15 protein-coding genes are annotated in these 22,041 nt (G+C 67.1%); 5 read left to right on the top strand and 10 right to left on the bottom strand.

Going from position 1 to position 22,041, the window contains the following annotated elements; translation table 11 throughout:
• Window positions 1-72 precede the first annotated feature (72 nt).
• The 4 genes from AC068B_RS32665 (at window position 73) to AC068B_RS32680 (ending at window position 7,000) form a co-directional block, all read left to right on the top strand.
• A complete protein-coding gene (locus AC068B_RS32665) occupies window positions 73-5,328 on the top strand; it encodes a DUF6531 domain-containing protein (protein WP_478675152.1) in 5,256 nt (1,751 codons plus the stop codon).
• Window position 5,329: 1 nt separating this feature from the next.
• Entirely contained in the window at window positions 5,330-5,590 is a 261-nt protein-coding gene (locus tag AC068B_RS32670) for a hypothetical protein (RefSeq protein ID WP_478675153.1), read from the top strand.
• A 256-nt stretch (window positions 5,591-5,846) separates the two neighbouring features.
• Window positions 5,847-6,083 carry a hypothetical protein gene (locus tag AC068B_RS32675; protein ID WP_478675154.1) on the top strand — a complete coding sequence of 79 codons (237 nt, stop codon included), beginning with the start codon at window positions 5,847-5,849 and terminating at the stop codon, window positions 6,081-6,083.
• 461 nt (window positions 6,084-6,544) lie between these two features.
• A complete protein-coding gene (locus AC068B_RS32680; protein ID WP_478675289.1) occupies window positions 6,545-7,000 on the top strand; it encodes a helix-turn-helix domain-containing protein in 456 nt (151 codons plus the stop codon).
• Window positions 7,001-7,844: 844 nt separating this feature from the next.
• Here AC068B_RS32680 and AC068B_RS32685 read toward each other — a convergent pair.
• The 10 genes from AC068B_RS32685 to AC068B_RS32730 all read right to left on the bottom strand — a co-directional run bounded on the left by AC068B_RS32685 (window position 7,845) and on the right by AC068B_RS32730 (window position 19,863).
• Window positions 7,845-9,797 (bottom strand): DUF3732 domain-containing protein, encoded by a 1,953-nt coding sequence (locus AC068B_RS32685; protein ID WP_478675155.1) that lies wholly within the window; start codon window positions 9,795-9,797, stop codon window positions 7,845-7,847.
• A gap of 33 nt (window positions 9,798-9,830) precedes the next feature.
• A complete protein-coding gene (locus AC068B_RS32690) occupies window positions 9,831-10,307 on the bottom strand; it encodes a three component ABC system middle component (protein ID WP_478675156.1) in 477 nt (158 codons plus the stop codon).
• On the bottom strand, window positions 10,304-11,521 hold the full coding sequence (locus AC068B_RS32695; RefSeq protein WP_478675157.1) for an ABC-three component system protein: 1,218 nt from the start codon (window positions 11,519-11,521) through the stop codon (window positions 10,304-10,306). Before AC068B_RS32695 ends, AC068B_RS32690 begins: the two co-directional genes overlap by 4 nt.
• A 798-nt stretch (window positions 11,522-12,319) precedes the next feature.
• Window positions 12,320-12,595: a hypothetical protein gene (locus AC068B_RS32700; protein WP_478675158.1), complete on the bottom strand. Its 276-nt coding sequence runs from the start codon at window positions 12,593-12,595 to the stop codon at window positions 12,320-12,322.
• Between the two features lie 221 nt (window positions 12,596-12,816).
• Complete coding sequence (locus AC068B_RS32705) at window positions 12,817-14,103, bottom strand: transcriptional regulator (protein ID WP_478675159.1); 1,287 nt, start codon at window positions 14,101-14,103, stop codon at window positions 12,817-12,819.
• A gap of 616 nt (window positions 14,104-14,719) precedes the next feature.
• Window positions 14,720-15,862 carry a hypothetical protein gene (locus tag AC068B_RS32710; RefSeq protein ID WP_478675160.1) on the bottom strand — a complete coding sequence of 381 codons (1,143 nt, stop codon included), beginning with the start codon at window positions 15,860-15,862 and terminating at the stop codon, window positions 14,720-14,722.
• The gene (locus AC068B_RS32715) at window positions 15,859-16,626 is read right to left on the bottom strand and encodes an AAA family ATPase (RefSeq protein ID WP_478675161.1); all 768 of its coding nucleotides are present in this window, start codon (window positions 16,624-16,626) and stop codon (window positions 15,859-15,861) included. The genes AC068B_RS32710 and AC068B_RS32715 overlap by 4 nt, the downstream gene beginning before the upstream one ends.
• The gene (locus AC068B_RS32720) at window positions 16,623-17,462 is read right to left on the bottom strand and encodes an AAA family ATPase (protein ID WP_478675162.1); all 840 of its coding nucleotides are present in this window, start codon (window positions 17,460-17,462) and stop codon (window positions 16,623-16,625) included. Before AC068B_RS32720 ends, AC068B_RS32715 begins: the two co-directional genes overlap by 4 nt.
• 232 nt (window positions 17,463-17,694) lie before the next feature.
• The gene (locus AC068B_RS32725; protein ID WP_478675163.1) at window positions 17,695-19,281 is read right to left on the bottom strand and encodes a transposase; all 1,587 of its coding nucleotides are present in this window, start codon (window positions 19,279-19,281) and stop codon (window positions 17,695-17,697) included.
• 57 nt (window positions 19,282-19,338) lie between these two features.
• Entirely contained in the window at window positions 19,339-19,863 is a 525-nt protein-coding gene (locus AC068B_RS32730; protein ID WP_478675164.1) for a transcriptional regulator, read from the bottom strand.
• 857 nt (window positions 19,864-20,720) lie between these two features.
• Here AC068B_RS32730 and AC068B_RS32735 point away from each other — a divergent pair.
• Window positions 20,721-21,752: a hypothetical protein gene (locus AC068B_RS32735; protein WP_478675165.1), complete on the top strand. Its 1,032-nt coding sequence runs from the start codon at window positions 20,721-20,723 to the stop codon at window positions 21,750-21,752.
• Window positions 21,753-22,041 lie beyond the last annotated feature (289 nt).

Consider the following 22,041-nt stretch of genomic DNA (forward strand, 5'->3'; position numbering starts at 1 on the left):
GCCACATTGGTGGCAGGAGGCGGCTTAACCGGGGAGCGGGCCTCGGCAGCACCGGACTCTCCGACCGCGGTCGTGGCCGCAGACAGTGTGCGCACCTCGAAGCCGCTGAAGCCGGAGCGCCGGATGACGCTCAAGGAGCGGCGGGCTCAAGTCAATGCGCTGCGTGCGCCCAAGGAGCCGGGCGCGGTCATCAGCCTTCCCGGACGCAAGGTCTTGCGGAGCAGTAAGCCAGCGCCCAAGGCCGAGGTGCAGAGCGGCGCAGTAGGCAGCCGGGCGGGCGCAGCAGCGATCGGCCCTCCGACAAAATTGCGGGCTGCCCCGCACTCCTGGTTCGGCTTTGATGTTGAGTGGGGAAACCTCAAGTACGACACGCCTGTTGGTACCGAGTCGATCCACAAGGCTCTCTACCGGGCCTCGGACAACAAGCTGATCAAGCAGTGGTGCGACTCCGACCCTGACGGGTCGTCGGACTGGTCCGGGAAGACGCTCAACTGGGGGGTCTCAGATCCGACGATCCTGACCGAGGGCGTCGAGTACTACGCCAAGATCGCTGTCTCGGCAGATCGGGGCACCCATACGGACCCGCTGGGGTGGAGGTGCGCCACTGGCTGGAGTGCCGAGGTGCGTGGTCCCAACATTGCAGCGCTGGGAAGGCCGGTTTCCCTTCCCTCCGGTGAGACGTATGGCTGTGTGTGTGAGGACACTACCGGCCGGTCCCCAATCCAGGGGTATATGGGTGATCCGGTCAATACGGCTACGGGGGCGCTGAACGAGTCCGCCGTGGACGGCGCCGTCCCGGCGCCCGGGGTGTCCTTTGCGCTGCGGCGTACATACGCGTCCGACAACAACGCTGCCGGAATGCTGGGCAGGGGCTGGTCGTTGGCTTATGACGCCCGCCTGGTGGTGACCGACTCCAGGGTCACCTATGTGGCCGACAACGGATCACGCGTCGTGTACACCAAGGACTCGGCTACGGGCGGCTACACCGCATCGTCTGCAGGAGTGACAGCCACGCTGTCAGGCTCGGCCGCCGATGGGTTCACGCTGACCACGGCCAAGAAGGGGAAGCTGACCTTCAACGGCGGGGGCAAGCTCACCTCCTGGAAGGACCGAGCCGGAGTCGGACTCTCCCTGACCTACACCGACGGCAACCTGAGTTCGATCACTGACGGCGTGGGCCACACGATCAAAGTCACCGTCGACCCGGCCAGCCACCTGCTCACCGGCGTCGACCTGCCCGGCGCCCGGAACGTCACCTACGGCTATACCTCCGGACAGCTCACGTCGGTGAAGACTGAGAGCGGCACGGTCACCTACGGCTACGAGGAGGGATGGCTCTCGAGCATCACCGATGCCGCTGGCAAGGTCGTGATGCAGACGTCATACAGCGGATCCGGTGATGTACGCGAGCAGACCGATGCCGAAGGGAAAGTCACCAAGTACACGCCGGGCACGCTGGAGACCACCTACCAGGACGGCAACGGCGGCGTCTGGACGGACCTGTACCACGGCAGCATGCTGCGCAACCGCATCGACCCGCTGGGCAACATCACTACGTTCACCTACGACGCGAAGGCGCGCCTCAAAGACGCTGTGGATGCACGCGGCAACCACACGGCGATGACCTACGACGCGCGCGGCAACCTGAAAACCAGGTCCGAGGGGCCGCTGACGCAGGCGTGGACCTACAACACGAACAACACGATCAAGACCTACACGGACGGCCGCGGCGCGACCACCACCTACGACTACGACGCCGACCAGAGGCTCAAGGAGGAGAACGGGCCCTCCGGTAAGCAGACGTACACCTACGACGGCCGGGGCAACATCAAGACGGTGACGTCTCCCCGGGGCAAGGTCACCACGTACGACTACGACACCAAGGGCAACCTGGAGTCGGAAACCTCCCCCTCGGGCGCCAAGACCACCTACACCTACGACCCGGCTGGCAGGCAGCTGACCACCACCGACCCCCGCGGGAATGTAGAAGGCGCTGACCCGGCGAAGTACACCACCACCAACACGTACAACACGGCAGGCCTCCTGGAGACCGTCACCGACCCGGCCGGCCACGTCACCACGTACGGGTACGACGACAACGGCAACCAGAAGAAGATCACCGACGCCGCAGGGCGCGTCACCGAGTACGAGTACGACAACTTCAACCGTGTCACGAAGGCGACCACACCCAGTGGGGTGACCCTCACCGACTACGACGCGGTGGGCAACGTCAAGGCCGTCACTGACCCCAGCGGCGCAAAGACGACCTACGGCTACGACCCGGCCAACCGGCTGGCGTCGATGACCAGCCCCCGTGGCAACGTCCAGGGCACGGACCCCGCGAAGTACACCACGACCTACGGCTACGACGAGAACGGGAACCTCACCAAAACCGTCGACCCCACCGGCGCGACGACCACGACGGAGTACGACGCCCTCAACCGGCCGGCCCTGGTCACCGACCCTCTCAAAGGAGTCACCGAAACCAAGTACGACGACAACGGCAACGTCATACAGGTCATCGACCCGCTGAAGAAGTCCACCTTCTTCACCTACAAGCCGAACGACCTCCTGGAGACGGTCAAGAATCCCCTCGGCAAGATCACTCACTACGGCTACGACGCCGACGGAAACCGCTCCAGCATCACCTCGCCCCTGGGCCACAAGCAGACCTGGACGTACGACGCGGACGGCCAGCTGGAGACCCAGGTGGACGCGCGCGGCAATGAACAGGGCGCGGACCCAGCCAAGTTCACCACCGCCTACGAGTACGACGATGCCGGCAGCCTCAAGCAAGTCACGGACCCTCTGGGGCACACCCAGAAGTTCGAGTACGACGCCCTGGGCCAACAGCGGCTCGCCACCAACCAGAACGGGGAGGCGACCAAGACCGACTACGACACGCTGGGCCGCATTGAGGCCGTGACTGCACCCGACGGCGGGGTGACCACCTACACCTACGACGCCGCGGGGAACATCAAGACGCGCGTCGACGACAACAAGCACACGACGACGTACGCCTACGATGCCGTCGGCCGTCTCAAGACGATGACCGACCCGCTGGGCCGCAAGGTCACCTACGGCTACGACCCGGACGGGAACCGCGAAACCGTCACCAACGCGCGCGGCACGGTCGCCACCACCACACATGACCCGCTCGGGCGGCCGACGAAGACGACCTACTCCGACGGCACGCCGGACGTGACCACGGTCTTCGACAGCCTCGGCAACCGCAAGAAGGTCACGGATGCCACCGGCACCCGCACCTTCACCTACGACCCCGCGAACCGGCTCAAGACAGCCTCGGTCCCCGGACAGTCGAAGGGATTCGTCTACGACTACGACGACGCCGGACAACTGCTCAGCCGCACCCTGCCCCACGGCCGAGCCACGACGTTCACCTATGACGACGACGGCAACCGTCACACCGCCAAGACGGACACCGCCACCAGCACCTACGGCTACGACGCGGCGGGCAGGCTCACCAGCACCAAGCTACCAAGCGGCAACGGCTACACAGAGTCCCGCAAGTTCGATGCAGCTGGCCGCATCACCGACATCGCCAGCACGCGGGCAGGAGCCACCCTGTCGGGCTGGCATGCGGTTCTCGACCCGGCGGGACAGCCCAAGCGCATCGACTCACAGCGCACGTCCAAAGCCGAGTCCCTCTACTACACCTACGACAAATCGGGCCGTCTGGAAACGGAGTGCACCGCCGCCACCCAGGCGGACACCTGCCCCACTGCCACAGCGACCACCACCTACACCTACGACAAGGTCGGCAACCGCAAAACACGCACCACGCCCAAGAACACCACCGCCTACAGCTACGACGACGCCGACCAGCTGACCAAGACCGTCACCGGCTCCGCCACAACCGACTACGGCTACGACGCCGACGGCAACCAGACCAAGGCCGGCGCCCGCACCTACGCCTACGACGCCAACAACCGCCTCACCAGCATGACCGCCAGCGGCACGACATGGGGATTCACCTACGACGCCGACGGCAACCGGACCAAGCGCACCAAGACCGGCGTCACCCTCGCCTGGGACATCAACAACAGCCTGCCGCAACTCGCCGCCGAGTACACCTCCACCGGCGCCCTGTACGCGGACTATCAGTACACCCCGTACAACGAGATCGAATCCGAGCACCGCAAGGTGTCCGGCACAGACGCGGCGTACTACTACCACCGCGACCTCGTCGGCTCCATCACCGACCTCACCACGTCAACGGGCACGACAGCCAAGACGTACGACTACACCAGCGCCTTCGGCACCGGCGGGCCCGGAGTCGACGCCAATCAGCCGAACAACAACTTCGGCTACGCCGGCCAGTACAAGGAACCCACCGGAGGCGAGGACCCAGACCTGGCCGACGCCCTCGGCTACAACATGCGGGCCCGCACCTACGACCCGGCACAGGGACGCTTCACCGGCCGCGATCCCCACACACCCGGACAAGAGACCCCGGCCGACTCCAGCTACACCTACACCCAGAACAGCCCCACGAACCGCTACGACCCTGCAGGAACCTGCTGGTGGATCCCCGGCAGCGGTGACGAAGGCTGCTGGACTGCTGAAATTCCGGGCACCGAGTGGATCCCGCTCTCCCCCGCGCTCGACAAATTCGGCAGTTCACTCGCGGAGACCTGCAAGTCGGGATCCGACTACGCGAAGTCGAACGGCAGGTCAAGCTGGACCGGATGCATCGACGAGTTCACCGGAGTCGGCCCGATACGCCGCGGCGTCGACTCCTACCAGCAAGGCAACATCGCCGACGGAACCATGCAATGTCTCGGCGGGATCGGCCAGTTCGGCCTCTTCCTTCTGCCCGGCCCGAAGATCCCAGCAAGCAGCGCTGACAGCCTGGCAGCTACCATCGGCAACGTCCGCTGGGGAGTTGGCGGAGGTGGAGTCACGGTCAGGGGCCTGTCGTACAAGACCCCTGTGACCCCGGAACTGGTGAAGCTGATCAACCCACTCGGCGGAGACGTGAACTGCCGCGCCTGTGCCATCGCGGTCGACCAGACCCTCGCGGGCAACCCCGCATCTGCCAGACTCATCCCCAGAGGCCCGGTAGGCCCCATGCTCCGCTTCTACCCGGGCAAGAACTTCAAGCCCACGAACCTCAGTTCGATAGTCGAAGAGATCGCGCGAGGCGGACCTGGAGCGCGCGGCATCGTAGTCGCCTCCAGGGGGAGAAACGCTCATGCCTTCAACGTGGTCAACGTGGGCAACGACGTAATCTTCCTGGATGGACAAACGGGGCATGCCAAGAATATCGGTTGGTGGGGTAGCTTCCAGCTCATGAGGACAAAATGACATGATTCAGCCTGTCGAAGCCGCTCTGCTCGCCGACGAGTTCCTCAAATCAGATCTCACCTCCGAAGTGCCTCTGATCATCGACAGGGAGCAGATGGTCGTTCGCGATGGGGCACTCATCGCCCCCTGCAATAGCGAGGAATTCATTCGCACAGAGCGATTCGAGCACATGGTGATCGGATGCACTCCAGTGAGGGTCGACCTCGCAACAGGAGAGTGCAGGTTTCTGACACTCTCCGAGGCCATGGAGTTCGATATATGACACCCGGCGAGCACGGCGCGTTAGCCACCATCAGACGTTGCCTCCCGGCCATCGTTGTGTCCAACGACAGTCGCTGATGGTTCCGGCCGTTTCCGGCATGAGAAGGGGCGCGGGATCAGTACGGTGTCAACATCGAAGCGATCGAAGTAGCTGGCTGACCACGTCTCACCGCAACGGCCCATGTCAGGGCCAGGTATGGCGGCTGCACGCAGGGCCTCTGCTTCTGTTCAACCGTAAGGGGGGTGCAGTGCCCCAATTGCGCAAGTACGACGAGCAGGGCAACCTCGGGCTTGACCGGTACACACTGAAAGTGCCCTGGTTCGTTGCCGATCCGCATGGCGTGATCCTCGTGATCCGCGCCGCTGGATCCAACCGGCCGAGGCGCTCTGCGCGCGAATGGCTGATCGCCCTAGCCATCGGCCTGATCTGCGCAGTTGTGATCGAGGCAGCCAAGCTCTCTTGGCATGCTGCACATGCGCGTGGCCTGGTCTGAGGCACTAGGACGAGAGTCGGAGTCCCCACCCGTGGGGCTCCGGCTTCTTCATTTTCATCGACAAATAGCAGTTCAAGGCAACAGAATTGAGTGACGGTTCTCTGTTGATGAAACCCTTTCCGTCACGGAGGGGCGCCAGGTCGCACTGGCTCGGGAGGGTGAGAGGTGTGATGGACGTGGAGGATGAAGCGCTGAGGCAGCCGATCTGCGCGCACTGCCTGAACCCTGGCGTTTCTCACCCCACCCGCGGGCGCCCCAGGCTCTACTGCTCCGACAGCTGCAGACAAGCCGCGTATCGGCACCGCAAGCGTGTGGACAAGCGGCAAACGCAGAGTGACGAGCAACTCGTACAACTAGCTCTGGACATGCAGGAAGAGGTGCGGCACTTCGTCCGTCTGTTGACGAAGCCAGGTGCTGTAGGCGTTGACCCTCTGCACGCCGCTGTGAGGATTCGCTATGAGATGGAGGTGTTGACCGCCGGCGCCGTACGGCAAGCCCGACGAGACAGGCAGCCCTGGACTGCCATCGGCCGTGCACTCCACATCAGTACGGATCACGCACAAAAGCTGTATGCACGCTCCCAGACCGACCGTAAGGTGCAGCGTGCGGCTGCTCAACGAGGGCTCCCACAGGCTGCGCGGCACGACCATTCCCTGCAAGGGGCGCTGTCGCAGCAGCAGGATGGCTCCAGCTCCGGCCAGGATCTGATCTCGGTTCTCTCCAAGCTCCAGCGGGAATCCGGACTGACCTTGAGGAGCCTTGGCAGATCCACCGGCGTGACTGCGTCCTACCTCAGCCGGGTACTGTGCAGTGCCAAGTTTCCTTCTTGGCAGCTGGTGGAGAAGTTCGTGAGCGCCTGTGGCGAGGACCCAGACCTGCTAAACGACCTCTGGCGAGAGGCCAAGCACCGTAGGTGAACGCTCACTGCACCCTCACAGGTCTATCCGACATGACAAAGCCCGTCGGCTAGCGATGGCCGCTGTTTCCGACGGGGTCGCGTGCTGCCGGTTGATCATGTCTCTGATGTCGATAGCGTCGGGCATCCTTCGGTGCTGTTCCAGCAGCCTGCCACGGCGCTGATCGCCTCATCCAGGGGCCTTCACCAGTCGACCGCAGGTCAGCCGCGTGCTCTCGGCTGCGTGCCAGGCAAAAGGTCGGTCGGTGGACTGCCGCCAAGGCCTCACTCGTTCCCGCAACCAACCGGTGCCGACGGACCGCTTCGCGCTGTCCACTTGCTCCCACCATCTCCGGTGCGGCGCCCGCAATCCAGGAACTTCTCAGTACCCGCATTCTCATCGCGGATCTGGCCGCGGCCTCCCTGCTTTCCCTCCACCAGCCCGGTGGCCACGCCAGCACCGGCTACCAGCCGGAGACCGCGCTGCTGATACGTGTGCTGCGTGCGCAAGCAGCTCTCTCGACGTGCAGCGCAGCAGGTGGCTCGAGCGTCACTGCGGTGTATACGAGAAAATCATAAGAAGTGCTCCCTCGCGCCCTTGCTGCCAAGACGGCGCCGGAAAACGATCTGAGGGCCGCAACAGCTCGTCGATGGTGTGGGGGGCGTCATCGATGCGGAGGACGGCCTGCACGAAGCGCGCTCCAGTCCCGCTACACGGATGCGCGCGAAGACCTCGGCCGAGCCATGGATATCGAGGCAGGTCTGTGCGATGCCCTGGCACGGCGGGCCGACCCGGATGCGTGAGCGGAGGCCGCGCTGGCCTGACTGTCGTTGCTTGGTTCAAGGGCAGCTGGGCAGGGTGGTGGTCAGCTGAGCCAGTCGGTGGGGATCAGGGCCACTGGGCGGCCATCGCGGGGACGCCAGTTGCCGATCAAGGATTTTTGGAACCACGGGTCGGGCAGGTTGGCGTGGTCGCACACGATGATCTGCAGGGCTCCTTCATTGAGCTCGGTGACGTCCCGCAGGAGCTCGAAGTAAGCGGTGACGGTCTCCCAGTCGGCGTCATGGACCGTGGTGGCATCGCGGACCTTCTCGGGGAAGAAGGCCTGGGTGGGCTGGTCGAGCATGAGGAAGCCTGGCACGGGGCGGTGTTGGAGGCGGAAGTAGGTGTGCAGGGCCAGGTGGGCAACCAGGTGGTAGCCGATCCAGTTCTTGGCGCTGCCGATCCGGTTGAGCGGGAGCCGGTCCGCCGTGCGGCGCAGCACCACGTTCAGCTGGCTGAGGCTGATGCGGACTTCATCTGCGGCTGTGGCCTGTCCGAGGTTGAGGCGCCTGGCCCAGATGGTCATGTTGGTCGCGACGTCGGTGAGACGGCGTTCGGTTTCGGCGGCGACATCGTCCTCATCGATCATTTCCTGCAGGCTCGCCACGCGGTCGCGGGCCAGTTCCTCCTCACTGCGCAGGCGGGCCAGATCGTTGTCGGGCACCGGGGCGTGAGCGAGGGCCTGGATGATGCGTCCTTGGACGTGGGCGATGCGAACGTGTTGGTCCTGCAGGGTTTGCATCGCCTGGTCACTGGCGATGAGTTCCCGCATCTGGGCGCCATTGAGCCGCAGCCGTTCGGTGATCTGTTCGCGTTCGGTGAGCAGACTGCGGCGGTGGGTGTCGCGGACAGGTTGAAGGGACCGGGCCCGTTCGAGCTCGAGAGCGAGGTGTTCGGTCAGTTCGGTGATGTCGGCGGCCGCAGGATCGGGACTCTCCAAGGGTCGGGCGCACATCGGGCAGACGGCGGTGTCGTGGTCGGCTTCGGGACCCAGTAGGTCAAGGGTCTGCAGGCGGCCGAGCTGGAGGTGCAGTTCGCCGGTGAAGGCGGCGCCTTGGTCGCGCCAGCGGTCTACGGTGGCCAGGGCCTCGTCGTAGCGCTGGAGTTGTTCGCGCAGGGCACGGCGTTCCTCGGCAAGATCTTGTCGCCGACCGTGAGCCACCACGGGGACTACCGTGGCTGGGGCGGTGACTGCCTGCTGCAGCAGCACAGGGATGTGCGCCGGTTCGGGGGCGGCGGGGACGTCGGCGAGCAGGCCCTCGTTCTCGGCGAGACGGATCAGGGCCAGTCCGTCGGCGTCGGCGGTGCTGCGCTGGCGCAGGGCGTCGTCGAGTTTGCGCTGGGCGGCGCGGTGGACGCGTTGGGCGTCGTTCAGGTGGTAGCGGCGCAGCGCCTGTTCGGGGCCTGCGGCGCCCAGGAAGTAGGGCAGGGTGTCCTTGATGGTCTGGGCGATGCCGTTTTCGCCCTGGCGGTGGAAGAGGCGCTGTTTGTCGGCGATCTCGTTCTGGCTCTGGAAGCACAGCAGGGCGGCTTGGGCGATGGAGACGTCGAAGGGCGAGCGTGCGGCGCCCTGGGGCGGCTGGAAGCGGAAGTCCTCGATGCCCAGGCGGGCGCTCAGTTCGCTGCGGAGCGCGGCGGTGTTGGAGTCGGCTACGAGATCTTGTGCACGGGGTAGGTCGAGGCTCTCGTCGCCGGTGCGGACCATGGCCTGGGTGGTGGAGGCGCCGCTGGGGCGGGGGCGGGCGACCATCATGCGGGTGTGGTCGTTGAAGGAGACCAGGAGGGCGTACCAGCCGACGGTCCGGTCGATTGGCTGGTCCGGCAGCCCGGGGGCGCGCCGTCCCAGGCAGTAGTCGACGATCTCGAGGAGAACGGACTTCCCGGTCTCGGACTCGCCGGTGAGGATGTTGAGTGCCCCGGGCCGGAACCGGACGACCCTGGGTGTGGGCCTGGTGTCGCGGTCGCGGTGGTAGAGGGCCACGGCGAGTAGTTGCATGGCGGTTCTGGGGCTCCTTGTGCTGAGGCTGGGTTAGGGGCGGACGCCCAGGGCGGTGAACGCGGTGGCCGGTTCGGTCACGGCCAGCCAGCGGCCGACGAGGGCGGAGGCCCGTGCGCAGGCGGCGACCTCGTCGGTCGCGCTGGAGGCGGGGCGCGGTGTGCGGGGGCAGCGCAGGCCGGTGGGGGTGACTTCTATGGCGGTGTGGCGCAGGGCAGTGCGCAGGCTGGCGCGGGTGTAGTCGGTCAGGGCCGCGGCCCGCTCAGCAAACGCGGCGCGGTGGCGGGGGTTGCTGTTGAGCCAGGACGTCAGTGACACGGTCGACTTCGACGGCAGGTCCTGGCGGTAGTCCTCGGGCAGCACGAGGGGCAGCACGAGGAACGCGCTGGGCCACGGCAGCGGCTGGCCGCTCTTCTTGTGTGCGGCGTGGATGCTGGTGGCCAGCAGGTAGGCGCCGAAGGCCGGGTTGAACAGGGCCTGCGCCTCAGGCGGGCGGCGAGTGGCGGTCATGGTTCCTGTGTTTCGTCACGGCGCGGGCACCGGTTGCGGTAGTTGGGGTGCCAGCCCACCGACTCGTCGGGCTCGGCCGTGGGGTCGGCGCGGTCGGCGAGGCTGTGCATGGTGCCGCGGCCGATCCAGGACGTGGTGGTGCTGCCGGGGCGGGCCGGGGTAGCCGCCGCTTTGGCCAGGGTGTCGTCCAGCACGTCCAGGCCCATGTCCTGGAGGTCGTCCTCGCTCATGCCTGGTTTCTTGCGACGGGTGCGGCGGCGGTGGATGTGGTCCCACTCGTGCCACAGCTCCCGCTCATATTCTTCGAGTTCGGCTTCGGTGATCTTGAAGGTGCGCAGCCACTGGGACCGCTGGGCTGTGGCGTGGTGGTAGTCGCGCAGGTGCGGCACGATGTCGTCGTCGTCCAGGCCGATCCAGCGCAGTTGGTCCACCATCAGCCGGGTTTCGTAGCTGGCGATCTCGGCGTCGGTCAGGTGGCGCAGCGACTCGGTGATGGGCAGGTCGCGTCCCGCGTATCGGTCGGTGACCTCGTCCCGGCGGCACAGGAGTTGCTGTGCGCTGACCGAGGACAGTTTGCGCGGGGAGGTGTCGCGCTCCAGCAGGCGCACCGCCATGCCGTACCACCACCCCTTGATCTCCTCGAGTACCTGCCGAGCATGCGAACTGGGGGTGATCCCCAGTTCTTTGGCCAGACTAAGGTCCAGGTCTGACATCAGGGGGGCGCCGTCACTGACGACGATGGCGTCAGCCAGCCGGCGGCGTTGGGGCGGGGCCAGGGACAGGAAGAGACGGCGGTCCTTGCCCGTGGTGTCCGGCCCGTCCGGGGCTGCCGCGATCTCTTCCATCCGTCCCAGTGCAGTGGACACGTTCCGGCCCTCTCCGGGCCGCAGCTGGTGGAGGAAGGTGCCGGCGGTGGCCACCTGGGTGGAGACGAGTCTGAGGACTGGCATGTCGGCTGCCGACGGGTTGCCGAGCAGGGCGAGGGCGTCGATCCAGGAGGCGATCGAGCGCCAGACGTCTTTGCCGGTCTCGCTGAGCGGACCGGCCGCTCCGCGGTGTTTGGACTGCAGGAGCTCTGCTGGGTCGTCGCTCTCCTGGTGCAGGAACTCGATGTCGTCGAGGACCTCCATACGGACCTCGACCGTGACGTCCTGCCAGCTGCGCCGGGCCAGTTCCAGCAGCGCCAGTTCGCACTGGTAGAGGTATCCGGTCATCTGACCTGCCGCCGAATGCGCCCCTGCCTGCCCCACGTTCCCCACTACAGTCGAACCGTACAGAGCCTTCGCACCCTGGGCTGGCCGATTGCCCGCGCCCCGCGCGGGCTCTGCAGCCTGGCGCCGCTGCGGCGGATCCAGCTCGCCGCTCCCCGGCACGTAACCTAGCATCACCGGTATCCAGCACTTTCCAGCCCATAGATTCACAGCTGGTCATGAACGAGCGGATACGTCCCAGGTGTTGCGGCCGCGCCTACAACGCCTGCCACCACAGCAGCAAAGGTCGCTTTTGCGCCCCAGGCTCCTGCAGCTGACCGCCTGCCTTCACTTTGGGCAGCCCGCGCGGGGCCTTGTCGCACAAGGGGCTGCCGTCCGCGGTCCCTGCGCAACTCCAGCGGGCCGTCGGCCCGTGTCTGTCGCGACCAACCGGCACAACCGAACGTGCCATAGGGTGATCGGAGGCCACACGGGAGGGGTTACGGGGGCCTGGCCGAACGCCCCCCTTACGCGACCCGATGGGGGTGACCGGCGGGGTATCAGGGGCAGGCCCTGCGGTGTGCGAGAAAGGCGGAAGGAGCATCCCCACCCGTTGCTGCACCACCTCTCCGCCCACGACTCAACGGGAGTGGGACCTCCATATTCGCCGTCGATGTTCTCGATACCTCCCCTCCCCCTCGGGCCGATCCATCCGACAGCGGCCAAGATCGTTTCTCCGTGTACGGCCAGCTATTCCCCACTGGTGGCCCCAACCATTGAGCCAGATCAGATCCCCACAGGCGGCACACCGGACACGGACCGTCACTGCGGCTGCGCGTGCTGCCGCCCGAGGGCGGTGTCGGCGGCGGGAACGTAGTCATGCCAGTGCTCCCGACCTTCGGGGCACCGGCGGCAGAACCACTTCTCCCCGAGACGCACGTACCAGTCCCGGTGCACATCTCCGATGTGGCCGCAGTGGGCGCAGGGGTGGTGACAGGTGTACGGCGTGCAGTCAGTGTCGCCGATGAGGTTGCCGCAGCGGCTGCACCGCTCGGCGTGCGCCTCGTCGGCCGAAGACAGGCCGCTGGTGCACGACATGATGTTCCGTTCGAGGTCGAGAGCGTCTGGGTCCGGGCGCTGGAATCCGTCGCTGACTGTGAGATCTACCGTGGACAGATGGCTTCCCATCAGGTGGCCGCAGTTGGGGGATCCTAACTGGCCGCCGACCTCCATCAGGCTTTGTGGCCGGATGCTTCTTCGACAACCTGAGAGAGGATGAGTTCGACGGCGTCGTGCGTGAGCGGCTCGGTCACCTGTTGTTATGGTTCATCGGTTTTTCTCTTGATTTTGACTTCGTTGAGTGCCGGGCCCTCCGTGAAGACGCTGCGCCAGTCGCCTTGAACGTGTAGTTCGTCGGTGCCGCACAGGCGCACGAGGGTGAGGCCCTCGGCGTGCGCCTTGTGCGCTCTTCTCCAAAGGTTGGTGAAGGCCTGGGCGCGGATGATGTGCATCCAGTCGGGCCGGTGGAGTTCCCGGTTGTGTGTCGAGTCCCCCATGGTGGAGACGAACTTGGCGTACATGCTCTTCACGTAGGCCAGCGTCACCTCGTCTGCTTGGCTCAGTGCTTGGGTGCGCGCGTCGCGCAGGAGGACCCGGAATTTTTCGAGCAGGCCTTCGGTGGAGCCGGAGGTGTAGGACTCGTGGATGACGGGTGGTTCACACAGGTCCCGTTGTGGTCCGGACAATTCCAGCAGGAGCCGCAGGGTGGGTTCGGTGACCCAGACAGGGCCTGGTTCGGTGCGGGCGCCGAGCGGGTTGGGCAGGTAGGCGTCGTGATGCCAGGCCGGCGGGGTGATGAGATGCACACCCGAGCGGCGCCGGTCGTGCGGCGCCCCGACACGGTGCTTCAGTTCGCCCAGGGGGAGGTGTGTCTTAAGGGCGGATAAGTAGGCGCCGTTGATGTCCAAAGCGGTCACAGGTGCGGTGCTGACGGAGTCTGTGGGGCAGCGCCAGTTGGGCCGGGCTTCCCAGATCTGGTCGGATACCTGAGAACTGGCCCTGGTCAAGATATCGGGCATGGCCGGGTAGCACACGATGTCGTAGCGGCCGCCCACGCGAGTAGCTGCAAACAATCGCATCGCGTGAGGGATGGCCCGGCGGACAAGTTCGTTCATCGTCCTGTCCCGGTCACCCCCGTAGTAGTCGAGGGCGGCGTTGACGACGGTGGCAATCGGGTCGGGAGCCTCGGGGCCTGTCCGCTGCTGTGGCGGCCGTACGCTGCCGGAGGAAGCCCGCGCAGGGCGCTCTCCGCGGGCAGTCCAGGTGGCGGGCGCATGCCCCTCAGGAGGGCTGGAGGGGTGTGCCACGGCTGTCTGCGTGAGGAGATGGGCGGCATTGAGGAAGTAGGCGTAGCGGACACGCGCCACGCCTTCGGGGTCGCTTCCTTCCTCCCAAGCCATGAGGAGGTCTGCCCTGACGCCTACCGCCTGGGCCACTGGCTCTGGTTCCAGTTGGAGCTGGCGGCGCAGTCTGCCACGTTCGGCAGGCTGCGGGAGCGGGAGGTGCGCAGTGGCAAGCAGAGCGTCGATGGATTCGAAGGGGTTCATGAGGCGCCTTTCGCGCGGAGGCTGTTTGGCCGGCAGGCGTGTGCGGTGGGCGGGGCAGGGCCGAGGGAGGCGTTGCGCCGAGCGGTCGGCGAGGAGCGCATCCAGGCGGTTTCCTCACCATGGTCTGCCGGCACGCGCCGAATCTGTCAGGCTCACGGGCCGCGCCCCTCGGATTCTCATCATCGCGGGATAGCTGTGCCAGGAGCGGCTCGATACCTGAGGCGCACCGTGCTTCCCGGGACAAAGGGCGTTCTTGGTGGGCGATGCGGCGGGAGAGGCTCTGCTGCGGACCGTCGCGCCCTGTTGAGCCTGGGCGCCGGCGGCTACTGTCGGCGCTGCGCGGTCGGGATGGCGCATTCAGGATCATGTGGCGGCTGTCCTGCCCTGAGAGTCAAAGCCCCTACTGGTGTGGCAGGTTGGGGTGGGCGGTGGGGTGGCTAACCCCGTCGGATGCCGGTTTGTGTGTGCCTTCTTCCCAGGTCTGCAGGGTGCAGGTGCTGGGCCCGATCCCTTGGGCGAATTGCTCGGTGCTGAGGTTGAGGGCGGCTCGTAGGCGGGGGCGGTCGGCGTGCTGTGGCAGGGGGTGCGTGCGGCGAGGAGGGCGTCGGATAGCCGTTCATGGCCTGCTCTTCCTGGAGGAATGTGGGCGGGTGGGGGCGGGGATGAGACGGCAGATTTCGGTGGCTCGTGTGACGTCGTCCTGATCCCAGGGGGTGAGCCGGAAGGGCTTGTCGGCTCCGGTCAAGTGGGCAGGCAGGTCGGTGCGGATGTGCCCCTGTAGCTGGGTGTAGGTGCGGGCGGCGTCCTGGAGCGAGAGGGCCCATGGGGGCAGGTCGGAGGGCAGGTCCGCGCGCGGGCGCTGCGGCGTGGGGGTGGTGACGTGGGGCAGTTGGTCGGTGTCGTAGCCGGCCAGGACGCGGACGGCGACGGCTGCGGCGTGCACGGGGTGGGCGATGCGGGTGTGGATGCGCCGGGCCACCGTCTCAGGGCCGGTGTCGGGGTGGGCGAGTGTTGTCGTCGAGGGCAGGGCGGGGGCGGTCGGCGGGGCGGGGCCGGCAGTGGTGCGGCGTCGGCGGGTGGTGTCGTGGGTGGGGGGTTTTGGCCGGCTGGGGCGCGGGGGCAGTTCGTACCAGGGTTCGTTGAGGGGGGCGGGGAAGGGAGCGGGCAGCCACCAGCGGTAGCGGCCCGGGGGTGCGGGCGTCATCTGCTGGTCGTCCTGCAGGTGTTGGCGGGTGCGGTCGAGGGTGTCTATGTGGTGGTGCGGGATGGTTCTGACGGTGGCGGCCAGGGCGGCTGGGGTGGGGCCGCTGACGATGAGGGTGAGGCGCGTGCGGGTGTGTTCGCGGAGGGCCATGAGGTGTTCGAGGTGGCGGGCGGTGATGCGGTGGGCTCGGCAGATGACGTAGTGGCTGATGTGTAGGGCGTGGGTCCATGCCACGGCCACGCGCCAGGATTCGTCGGCGTTGGTGGTCCACCAGGGTGGCTCGAGGTCTGGGGGCGGGAGGTGCTTGCCGAGGGCGCGGATGAGGTCGTGGGCGAGGTAGGCGGGTGCGGTGGCCAGGGGGGTGGGGTGGACGGTGATGCGGCCGGCGGCGGGCTGGTGGGCGGCGAGCGCGGTGGTGGTGTAGGCGCTCTGGTCGTGGGGGTCGGTGATGACGGTGAGGGGCGACAGGCCGGGGTCGGTGTGGGCCGGGGCCCAGGTGGGGGTCCAGGGGCGAAGGGTTTGCTGCGGTGCGGTGTCGGGGGGTGGTGTGCTCATGTGGTGGGTGCGGGTCGGGGGTCCAGGCGGCGCAGGAGGGCGGCCGGGTCGGGTGGGCGGTCGGGGTGGCGGCGCCGGTGGACCTGGAGCTGATGGGTGAGTGCGGCCCAGCGGCGGAGGTTGCCGTGTGCCCACAGGTGGTCCAGGCGGGTGAGGGTGTGGGTGGGCACGCTCTGCCACAGGGGATGGAAGGCGGGCAGGACGGTGCGGACTTCCCTCTCGTCGAGGGGTTCCATGTGGTGCCAGGTGGTGACGCGGCTGAGCAGGGCGGGTTGTGAGCGCAGGGCTCTGAGGCGGGGCCGGCTGATCAGGAGCAGGACAGTGGCCTTTGGGGCGGGGTCGTCGTGGAGGTATCGCAGGTACTCGATGCAGGCGACGGAGAGCTGGTGGGCTTCGTCGACGGCGAGGAGGCGAGGGGTCTGGGCCAGGCCGTGGCGCAAGTAGTCGTCGCAGATGCCGGCGTCCGTGGGCGGGTTGCCGGGCAGGTTGAGGGCGTGGTGAAGGCTGCGGCGCAGGTCGTCGGGGCGGGCTTGGGGTCGCGGCAGGAGCCGCAGGACGGGCAGGTCTGGGCGCTGCTCGCACAGCAGGTGCAGGGTGAAGGTCTTTCCGACGCCGGGGTCGGCGATCAGGGACATCATGTGCTGTTGGCGCAGCGCGCTGTCGAGGGCGTGGCCGGCGGCCCGCACGGCCTGGGTGATGACGGTGCGGGCGCCGGGCAGGCTGAGGTAGTGGGGCGCGCGTGGGGTGTTGTCGGGGGTGGTCATCCGGCGTCCTGCTGGGGGCGGCGGGAGCGGTGGCGGTGAGGCAGGGCGCGGCGGATGGCCCAGCGGGCAATGGTTTCGTCGACTTTTGTGAGGCCGCGGCGCTTCATGCCTTCCAGGATGTGGTAGGTGATCTTGGACCAGACACGAAAGGTGCCGCCGGCGCCTTCTTCGTAGACGTAGTCGATGAGTTCGGGTGAGGCGTTGGCCCAGACGGGGTGGAAGAGGGGGATGTTGCGCTGGACTTCCTCGGGCTCCATGGGGGCGAACTCCTGCCAGATGTAGATACGGGAGGCGAGGGCGGGTTCGCTGTAGAGGGTCTTGTAGGCCTCTTCGCCGCCGACGAAGAGGACGGCGGGGCGGGTCTTGCCCTTGCCGGTGTCCCACAGGTGGCGGACGAACTCGAAGCATTCGCGGCTGAACTGCTGGGCCTCGTCGCAGACCAGGACGTAGGGCTTGCGGGCAAGGGTGCGCTTGAGGAGCCGGTCGAACTCGCTTGGGTGGGGAGGCGGTTCGCCTTCGAGGTGCAGCTCGGTGAACAGTTCCTGGCGGATGTCGCGGGGGGTGGGGCGGGAGCGGAACTGCAGGAGCAGGACGCGTTCGGCGGAGACTTCCTTAAGAGCGGTCAGGACGGAGAAGGTCTTGCCGAGTCCGGCGTCTCCATAGATGCAGGACATCGCTCGGGCTTCGATGGTGTCGGCGATGTTTTCGCTGGCTTCGAGGAGGGCTTCGGTGGCGACGATGCGGGCGTCGGTGAGGTTGAGGTAGAAGTCGGGTTCGCCGACGACCTCGTCGAGGTCTGGGCGGGGCGTCGTCTGCGGGGTGTCGGTGTCACTCACGTCGATGTCTTTCGCGGTAGTCGGGGCGGGGTGGGCGGGTGCGGGGAGGGGCGTCTGGGTGTAGGCGGCGCCCGGGAGCCGGCCGGTGGCGGTGTCGGTGGCGTGGGGCGGATCCGGACGGTGCGCTGGGCATAGGAGGGCATCCAGGTGGTGGTGAAGGGGCAGCCCCGGAAGCGCACCTGCTGCCCCGGATGCCCCGGGCGGCCCGGCCTGGGGGCGGCGGACTGGGCGTTCATGGACGCTCCTCGGGCGAGGCTGCGGCGGTGCCGGGGAGGGCCCAGCGGCTGGAGGGGGTGATCCGGCGGGGCATGTAGTTGGCGGGCAGGTCATCGGCCGTCCGGCTGGAGCGCAGGCTGCGCAGTTCCTTCGCGGCTTCTTTGCGGGTCATGGCCGCCTCTGTGCGGGCTGGGCCGGCGGTGGTGTGTGCCTTGAAGCGGCGCCGGCGCAGTGTCTCGGCGCGGCGTAGATCGCGGCGCAGGCGGCGGGCGCGTTCAGTGCGGGCCTGGTAGACCTGCTCGATCTGCTCGTCGGTGGCCTGGTCGGCGAGGTAGGCAGTGCCCAGGTGGCGGCGGTTGTCGGCGTCGAAGACTTCGATGTGCTCCAGGTGGTGGGGCTGAAAGCGGATGTGGACGCGGGTGCCGGAGCGGCCGGTCATCCAGCCGGCCATGTAGTCGCGTTGTTTGAAGCGGATGCCATGGCCGGTGATGGTGCGGGCGGAGCGGTCGCCTTCCAGGAGGAAGGCGTGCAGGTCCTCGGCGCTGACTTCGCGCAGCGGGGTGTCTTCGCTGTTCCACCACTGCAGCGGGGTGAGGTCGCCGTAGCCGGCCATCTGGTGTTCGGTGTTGCGGGTGTGGACCCATCTGGCGAACAGTTCGACGAAGCCTTCGAAGGTCAGGGCGGGGTCCTTCTCCCCCGAGCGGCGGCGGGCGTCGAGCTTCTGGGCGTGGGTGTAGCGGGGCAGGGTGGAGAAGAACATGCTGGTCGCGGCGTGGTTGAGGTTCTCTATGCTGCCCTTGAGGTGGGGGGTGTACGGGGGCAGGACGTCGACTTGGACGGTGAACGCGCCGAGGGCGTCCTGGACGGCTCGGGACAGGAAGTCCTTGCCGCGGTCGATGCGGATTCTGGTGGGCAGGCCTCCGGCCGGGCCGTAGGTGTCGCCGTGCAGGATGCAGGATCTGAGGGCGGCCAGGATGGAGCCGCGGTGCGGGAAATGGGGGGTGATGGCCCAGCCCATGATCATGCCGGTGTGGCAGTCGCAGAACCAGGTCACCCATGGTTTGACCAGCCGTCCGTCTGCCCAGACGTGGACCGGGGCCTGTTTGTGGTCGCCTTCCCACTCCTCGTTGCGGGCGGTGGGCGGGCGACGCAGGTGCGGGTCGTGGCCGCGGGCAGCCGGCAGTCCGGTGCGTAGGCCGGCCCGGTCGCCTGGCGTGAGGTCGCGCTTGACGGCCCGGTGCACGGTGGACAGGCTCACCGGTATCGAGCCGGTCTTCTCGGCTTCCCGGGCAAGTTCGGTGTGGACGGCTTTGACGTTGCCTCGGTGGTAGGCCAGCAGAGTACGGATGTCGTCGGTGACCTCGAAGCGGTCCCGGTTGCGCTGCAGGGGCTCGCCGAGGCGGGCGCGGGCAAGGTCCCGCCACACGGTCCGCACGTGCACGCCGAGGGTGTGGGCGGACAGGTGGACATGCGCGGTGGTCAGCTCGCCGCGCTTGGACAAGTCCAGCAGGGCGCGTGTGGCCGGGCCCCTAAGTTCACGGCGTACTCGCTTTCGGCGGGCCAGGTCGTCGTCGGTGAGGTCGTCAAGCCCCGGGGGCTCCATGAGGGTGTTCCTTTGGGCTGAGGCTGGGGCGAAGGTCGTCGCAGTGGCGGCGGGGGTTCAGGCCCCGAAGCCGAGGTGGGTGACGTACTCGTACATGCGCCAGTCGGAGTCGAGGTCGGTGATCACTGCGTGCCACTGGTGGGTCAGTTCGTGCAGGTCGCTGCGTGACCAGGCGGTGACGATGGGGTCCCAGCGGTAGATATTCTTGTGCCGCCAGCGTGCGGTGCGCTGGTGCTTGTCCTCGACCCCGCTCTGGTCGACGGGGTAGATCTCCACCCGGGTCCCGCCGCGGGCGTTGAGCCGGCGTCTCATGCTGGGCGCCATGTTGCGGCGCCGCAGCAGGCGGAAGGCGTCTTCCAGGCGTCGCTGCTGGACGGCTGCGGGGAGGCGTTCCTCGGCGAGCCAGGCGGTGATCATCCGCCGGTCCATGCGGATGCCGCAGTCCTGCATGTAGGTGTAGCCGGTGCGGGAGCGGGTCAGGTAGAGCAGGTTGCGTCTCAGGCGATCGGGCGGTGTCAGGTAGGGGTCGGTGACCTGGGCGAGGTCGTCGAGTGTGGTGGTGAGGGCTACTGCCCCGGGCATGCCCTGGGCTCCTAGCCGTCCGAATCCCATGCGAGATGTCTCCGAGGGTTACGTGGCCGCGGTGTGGGTGCGCATACGCAGGTGCCGGAGGGCGCCTTCGATTGGGAGGGACACCGCATCACGGCGTGGACTAAGCACTGATGGCCGCACAACACGGTTGCCGGGTGAACGAGTTGTGTGTCGGCTGGGGGGCTGATGGGCTCCGGTGCACGGCACGTTAGATGGGCAGGGGTTCGGTGGAATGAGTTCAGGTCGCACTTCACGGTATGGAATATTTCCGACATCTCACTCCTTCGAGACCGTGGCGTCGGCGGACTCGCCGGAGGGTGCACGGAAAGACCGTGCCCTCAGCCGGCCTTCCGGCAGCCCTGCACGGCAGGGCCGGAGGACGCAAGATTCGGCCACGGCGGAGCCGCGCTACCAGCGGCCGTGCAGCGAATGGGCAGGCACGCCCTCGTCACGCATGAGCCACTTTCGGCCACCGGTGAGCACGGGGGGCAACAAAAGGCGACCTTCCAACTCGGGAGTATCCGAGCGGCACTTCCCCGCTTAAGCATGTCCATGACATTGGCTGGCCGCACGGCCGACGCAGGACAACAAGAATCTAGCGGCAAGGTCTGACAATCCGTCGCTCTCGCAGCCGCCGAAGCCGTAGCCAACTGCCCTGTACGTCCACGCAATTGGCGTGGATTCGCCGCCGAGCGGCTCTGCGAGGGCATACCTCAGACGTCTTGCCTGGTGAGGAGGACGGATTTGCAGGCGCGGAGAGCCGTATGTGGCTTGATGCGTCTTCAGGCGACTCCCGCAAGAACGTTTCACCTCGGATGCGTGTCAGAGCCGGCCGTCAAGATGCCCACATGAGTCTCACCTCGCACCTCAAAGATCCCCGCTCGCCCATTTCGTGCTTTCTGGCGGAGCAGCTTCCCGGAATCAGGGACGTCCTGGCCGACTACCGCAAACGCTTAGCCCGGTTTCCCGCCCCGCTGAAGCCGCAGGCAGAAGCCGGCCTGAAGCCCGAGTACCGGATGCTCGGTCACACCATCGACCACCGTCTGCGCATCTCCCTGGGAGCGCCGGCCGGCTCCCCCATCAAGGAGGGCATCGTGCGGGCCGTTCTCGACGACAACGGCTGGCCGAGCCCGGAGGTGATCCACGCCGTGCAGAAGGCGGGCGACGCCATGCTGGACGAGCTGGCCCGGTATGAGAGCGACGCGGGACAGCCCCTGTGCCTTACTGGTGCAGAAGAGGATCGGCTCATCCGGCTGTGCCATATCGCCTCCAGTTTTGAGGCGATCTTCCGCCACTGCGGCTGGATGCGCGGGAACAGTCTCGGTGAGTGCGCGCCAGATGCGACCTTGAGCGATCTCACCGATGCGGTCGCCGACTACGTGGTCCACGACATCCGCCAGCAGATGGACCTCGCCGCCCGCTCCGGCCCGTTCGAGAACCTGCGCCTGCTGCCCGCCACCGCTCGGGTCTGCGGCCCCGTGTTCGACGGCAGCCTCCAAGTCGGCGGAGCGGACGCCGACTTCATCCTCGACGGCGCACTCATCGACTGCAAAGCAACAATCCGCCCGGAACGCATCAACCGTGCAGAGATCTACCAGCTCGCCGGCTACCTTCTACTCGACTACAGCGACGAGCATGACATCACCACCGTCGCGCTGTACCTCTCACGCCAAGGCGCGCTCATTGACTGGAGCATCCAGGACTTCCTTGGCCTGCTCGGAGCACGGCACGACCTGCCCGTCTTGCGAGAAGCATGCCGCCACGCACTGACCGACGGCCGACACGGCACCCCACTGCCTCCCCCAGACCCCGCCCGCCTGCTCCCCCGGCCTCGCCCGGCAACCGCGATCCAGCCCTCGCTGTTCGACGAGTTGAGCTGAGCCGGACCAAGGCGGATGCAGGCACTCCCCGCAGCGGCGCACTGAACACCCGTTGTGGGCCCCAGCTGGCGCAGCGATCCCGCAGAGGATTCCTGCGCCGCCTGCAAGTGAGGGTGCCTCCGCACGGATCGCGGACGGCACACCGCACCATTCCCGGCGCCGCCAACTGAGCGGATTAATCGGAAGGGACCGAGTGCGGTTGATGGGCGTGCAGAAGTTCGCCGCGGACGGCGTGATGGAGGCCCTCAGGTAATCGTTCGGTACCTCCCGGCACTGACAGCGAGTTGGC

The sequence above is a fragment of the Streptomyces sp. NPDC042371 genome (assembly GCF_056437465.1).

What these genes read in the sequence shown, in the direction of transcription:
- AC068B_RS32670 (WP_478675153.1), top strand. Translation starts at nt 5,330, where the DNA reads ATGATTCAGCCTGTCGAAGCCGCTCTGCTCGCCGACGAGTTCCTCAAA.
- AC068B_RS32680 (WP_478675289.1), top strand. Translation starts at nt 6,545, where the DNA reads ATGGAGGTGTTGACCGCCGGCGCCGTACGGCAAGCCCGACGAGACAGG.
- AC068B_RS32685 (WP_478675155.1), bottom strand. Translation starts at nt 9,797, where the DNA reads ATGCAACTACTCGCCGTGGCCCTCTACCACCGCGACCGCGACACCAGG.
- AC068B_RS32690 (WP_478675156.1), bottom strand. Translation starts at nt 10,307, where the DNA reads ATGACCGCCACTCGCCGCCCGCCTGAGGCGCAGGCCCTGTTCAACCCG.
- AC068B_RS32695 (WP_478675157.1), bottom strand. Translation starts at nt 11,521, where the DNA reads ATGACCGGATACCTCTACCAGTGCGAACTGGCGCTGCTGGAACTGGCC.
- AC068B_RS32700 (WP_478675158.1), bottom strand. Translation starts at nt 12,595, where the DNA reads ATGTCGTGCACCAGCGGCCTGTCTTCGGCCGACGAGGCGCACGCCGAG.
- AC068B_RS32705 (WP_478675159.1), bottom strand. Translation starts at nt 14,103, where the DNA reads ATGAACCCCTTCGAATCCATCGACGCTCTGCTTGCCACTGCGCACCTC.
- AC068B_RS32710 (WP_478675160.1), bottom strand. Translation starts at nt 15,862, where the DNA reads ATGAGCACACCACCCCCCGACACCGCACCGCAGCAAACCCTTCGCCCC.
- AC068B_RS32715 (WP_478675161.1), bottom strand. Translation starts at nt 16,626, where the DNA reads ATGACCACCCCCGACAACACCCCACGCGCGCCCCACTACCTCAGCCTG.
- AC068B_RS32725 (WP_478675163.1), bottom strand. Translation starts at nt 19,281, where the DNA reads ATGGAGCCCCCGGGGCTTGACGACCTCACCGACGACGACCTGGCCCGC.
- AC068B_RS32730 (WP_478675164.1), bottom strand. Translation starts at nt 19,863, where the DNA reads ATGCCCGGGGCAGTAGCCCTCACCACCACACTCGACGACCTCGCCCAG.
- AC068B_RS32735 (WP_478675165.1), top strand. Translation starts at nt 20,721, where the DNA reads ATGAGTCTCACCTCGCACCTCAAAGATCCCCGCTCGCCCATTTCGTGC.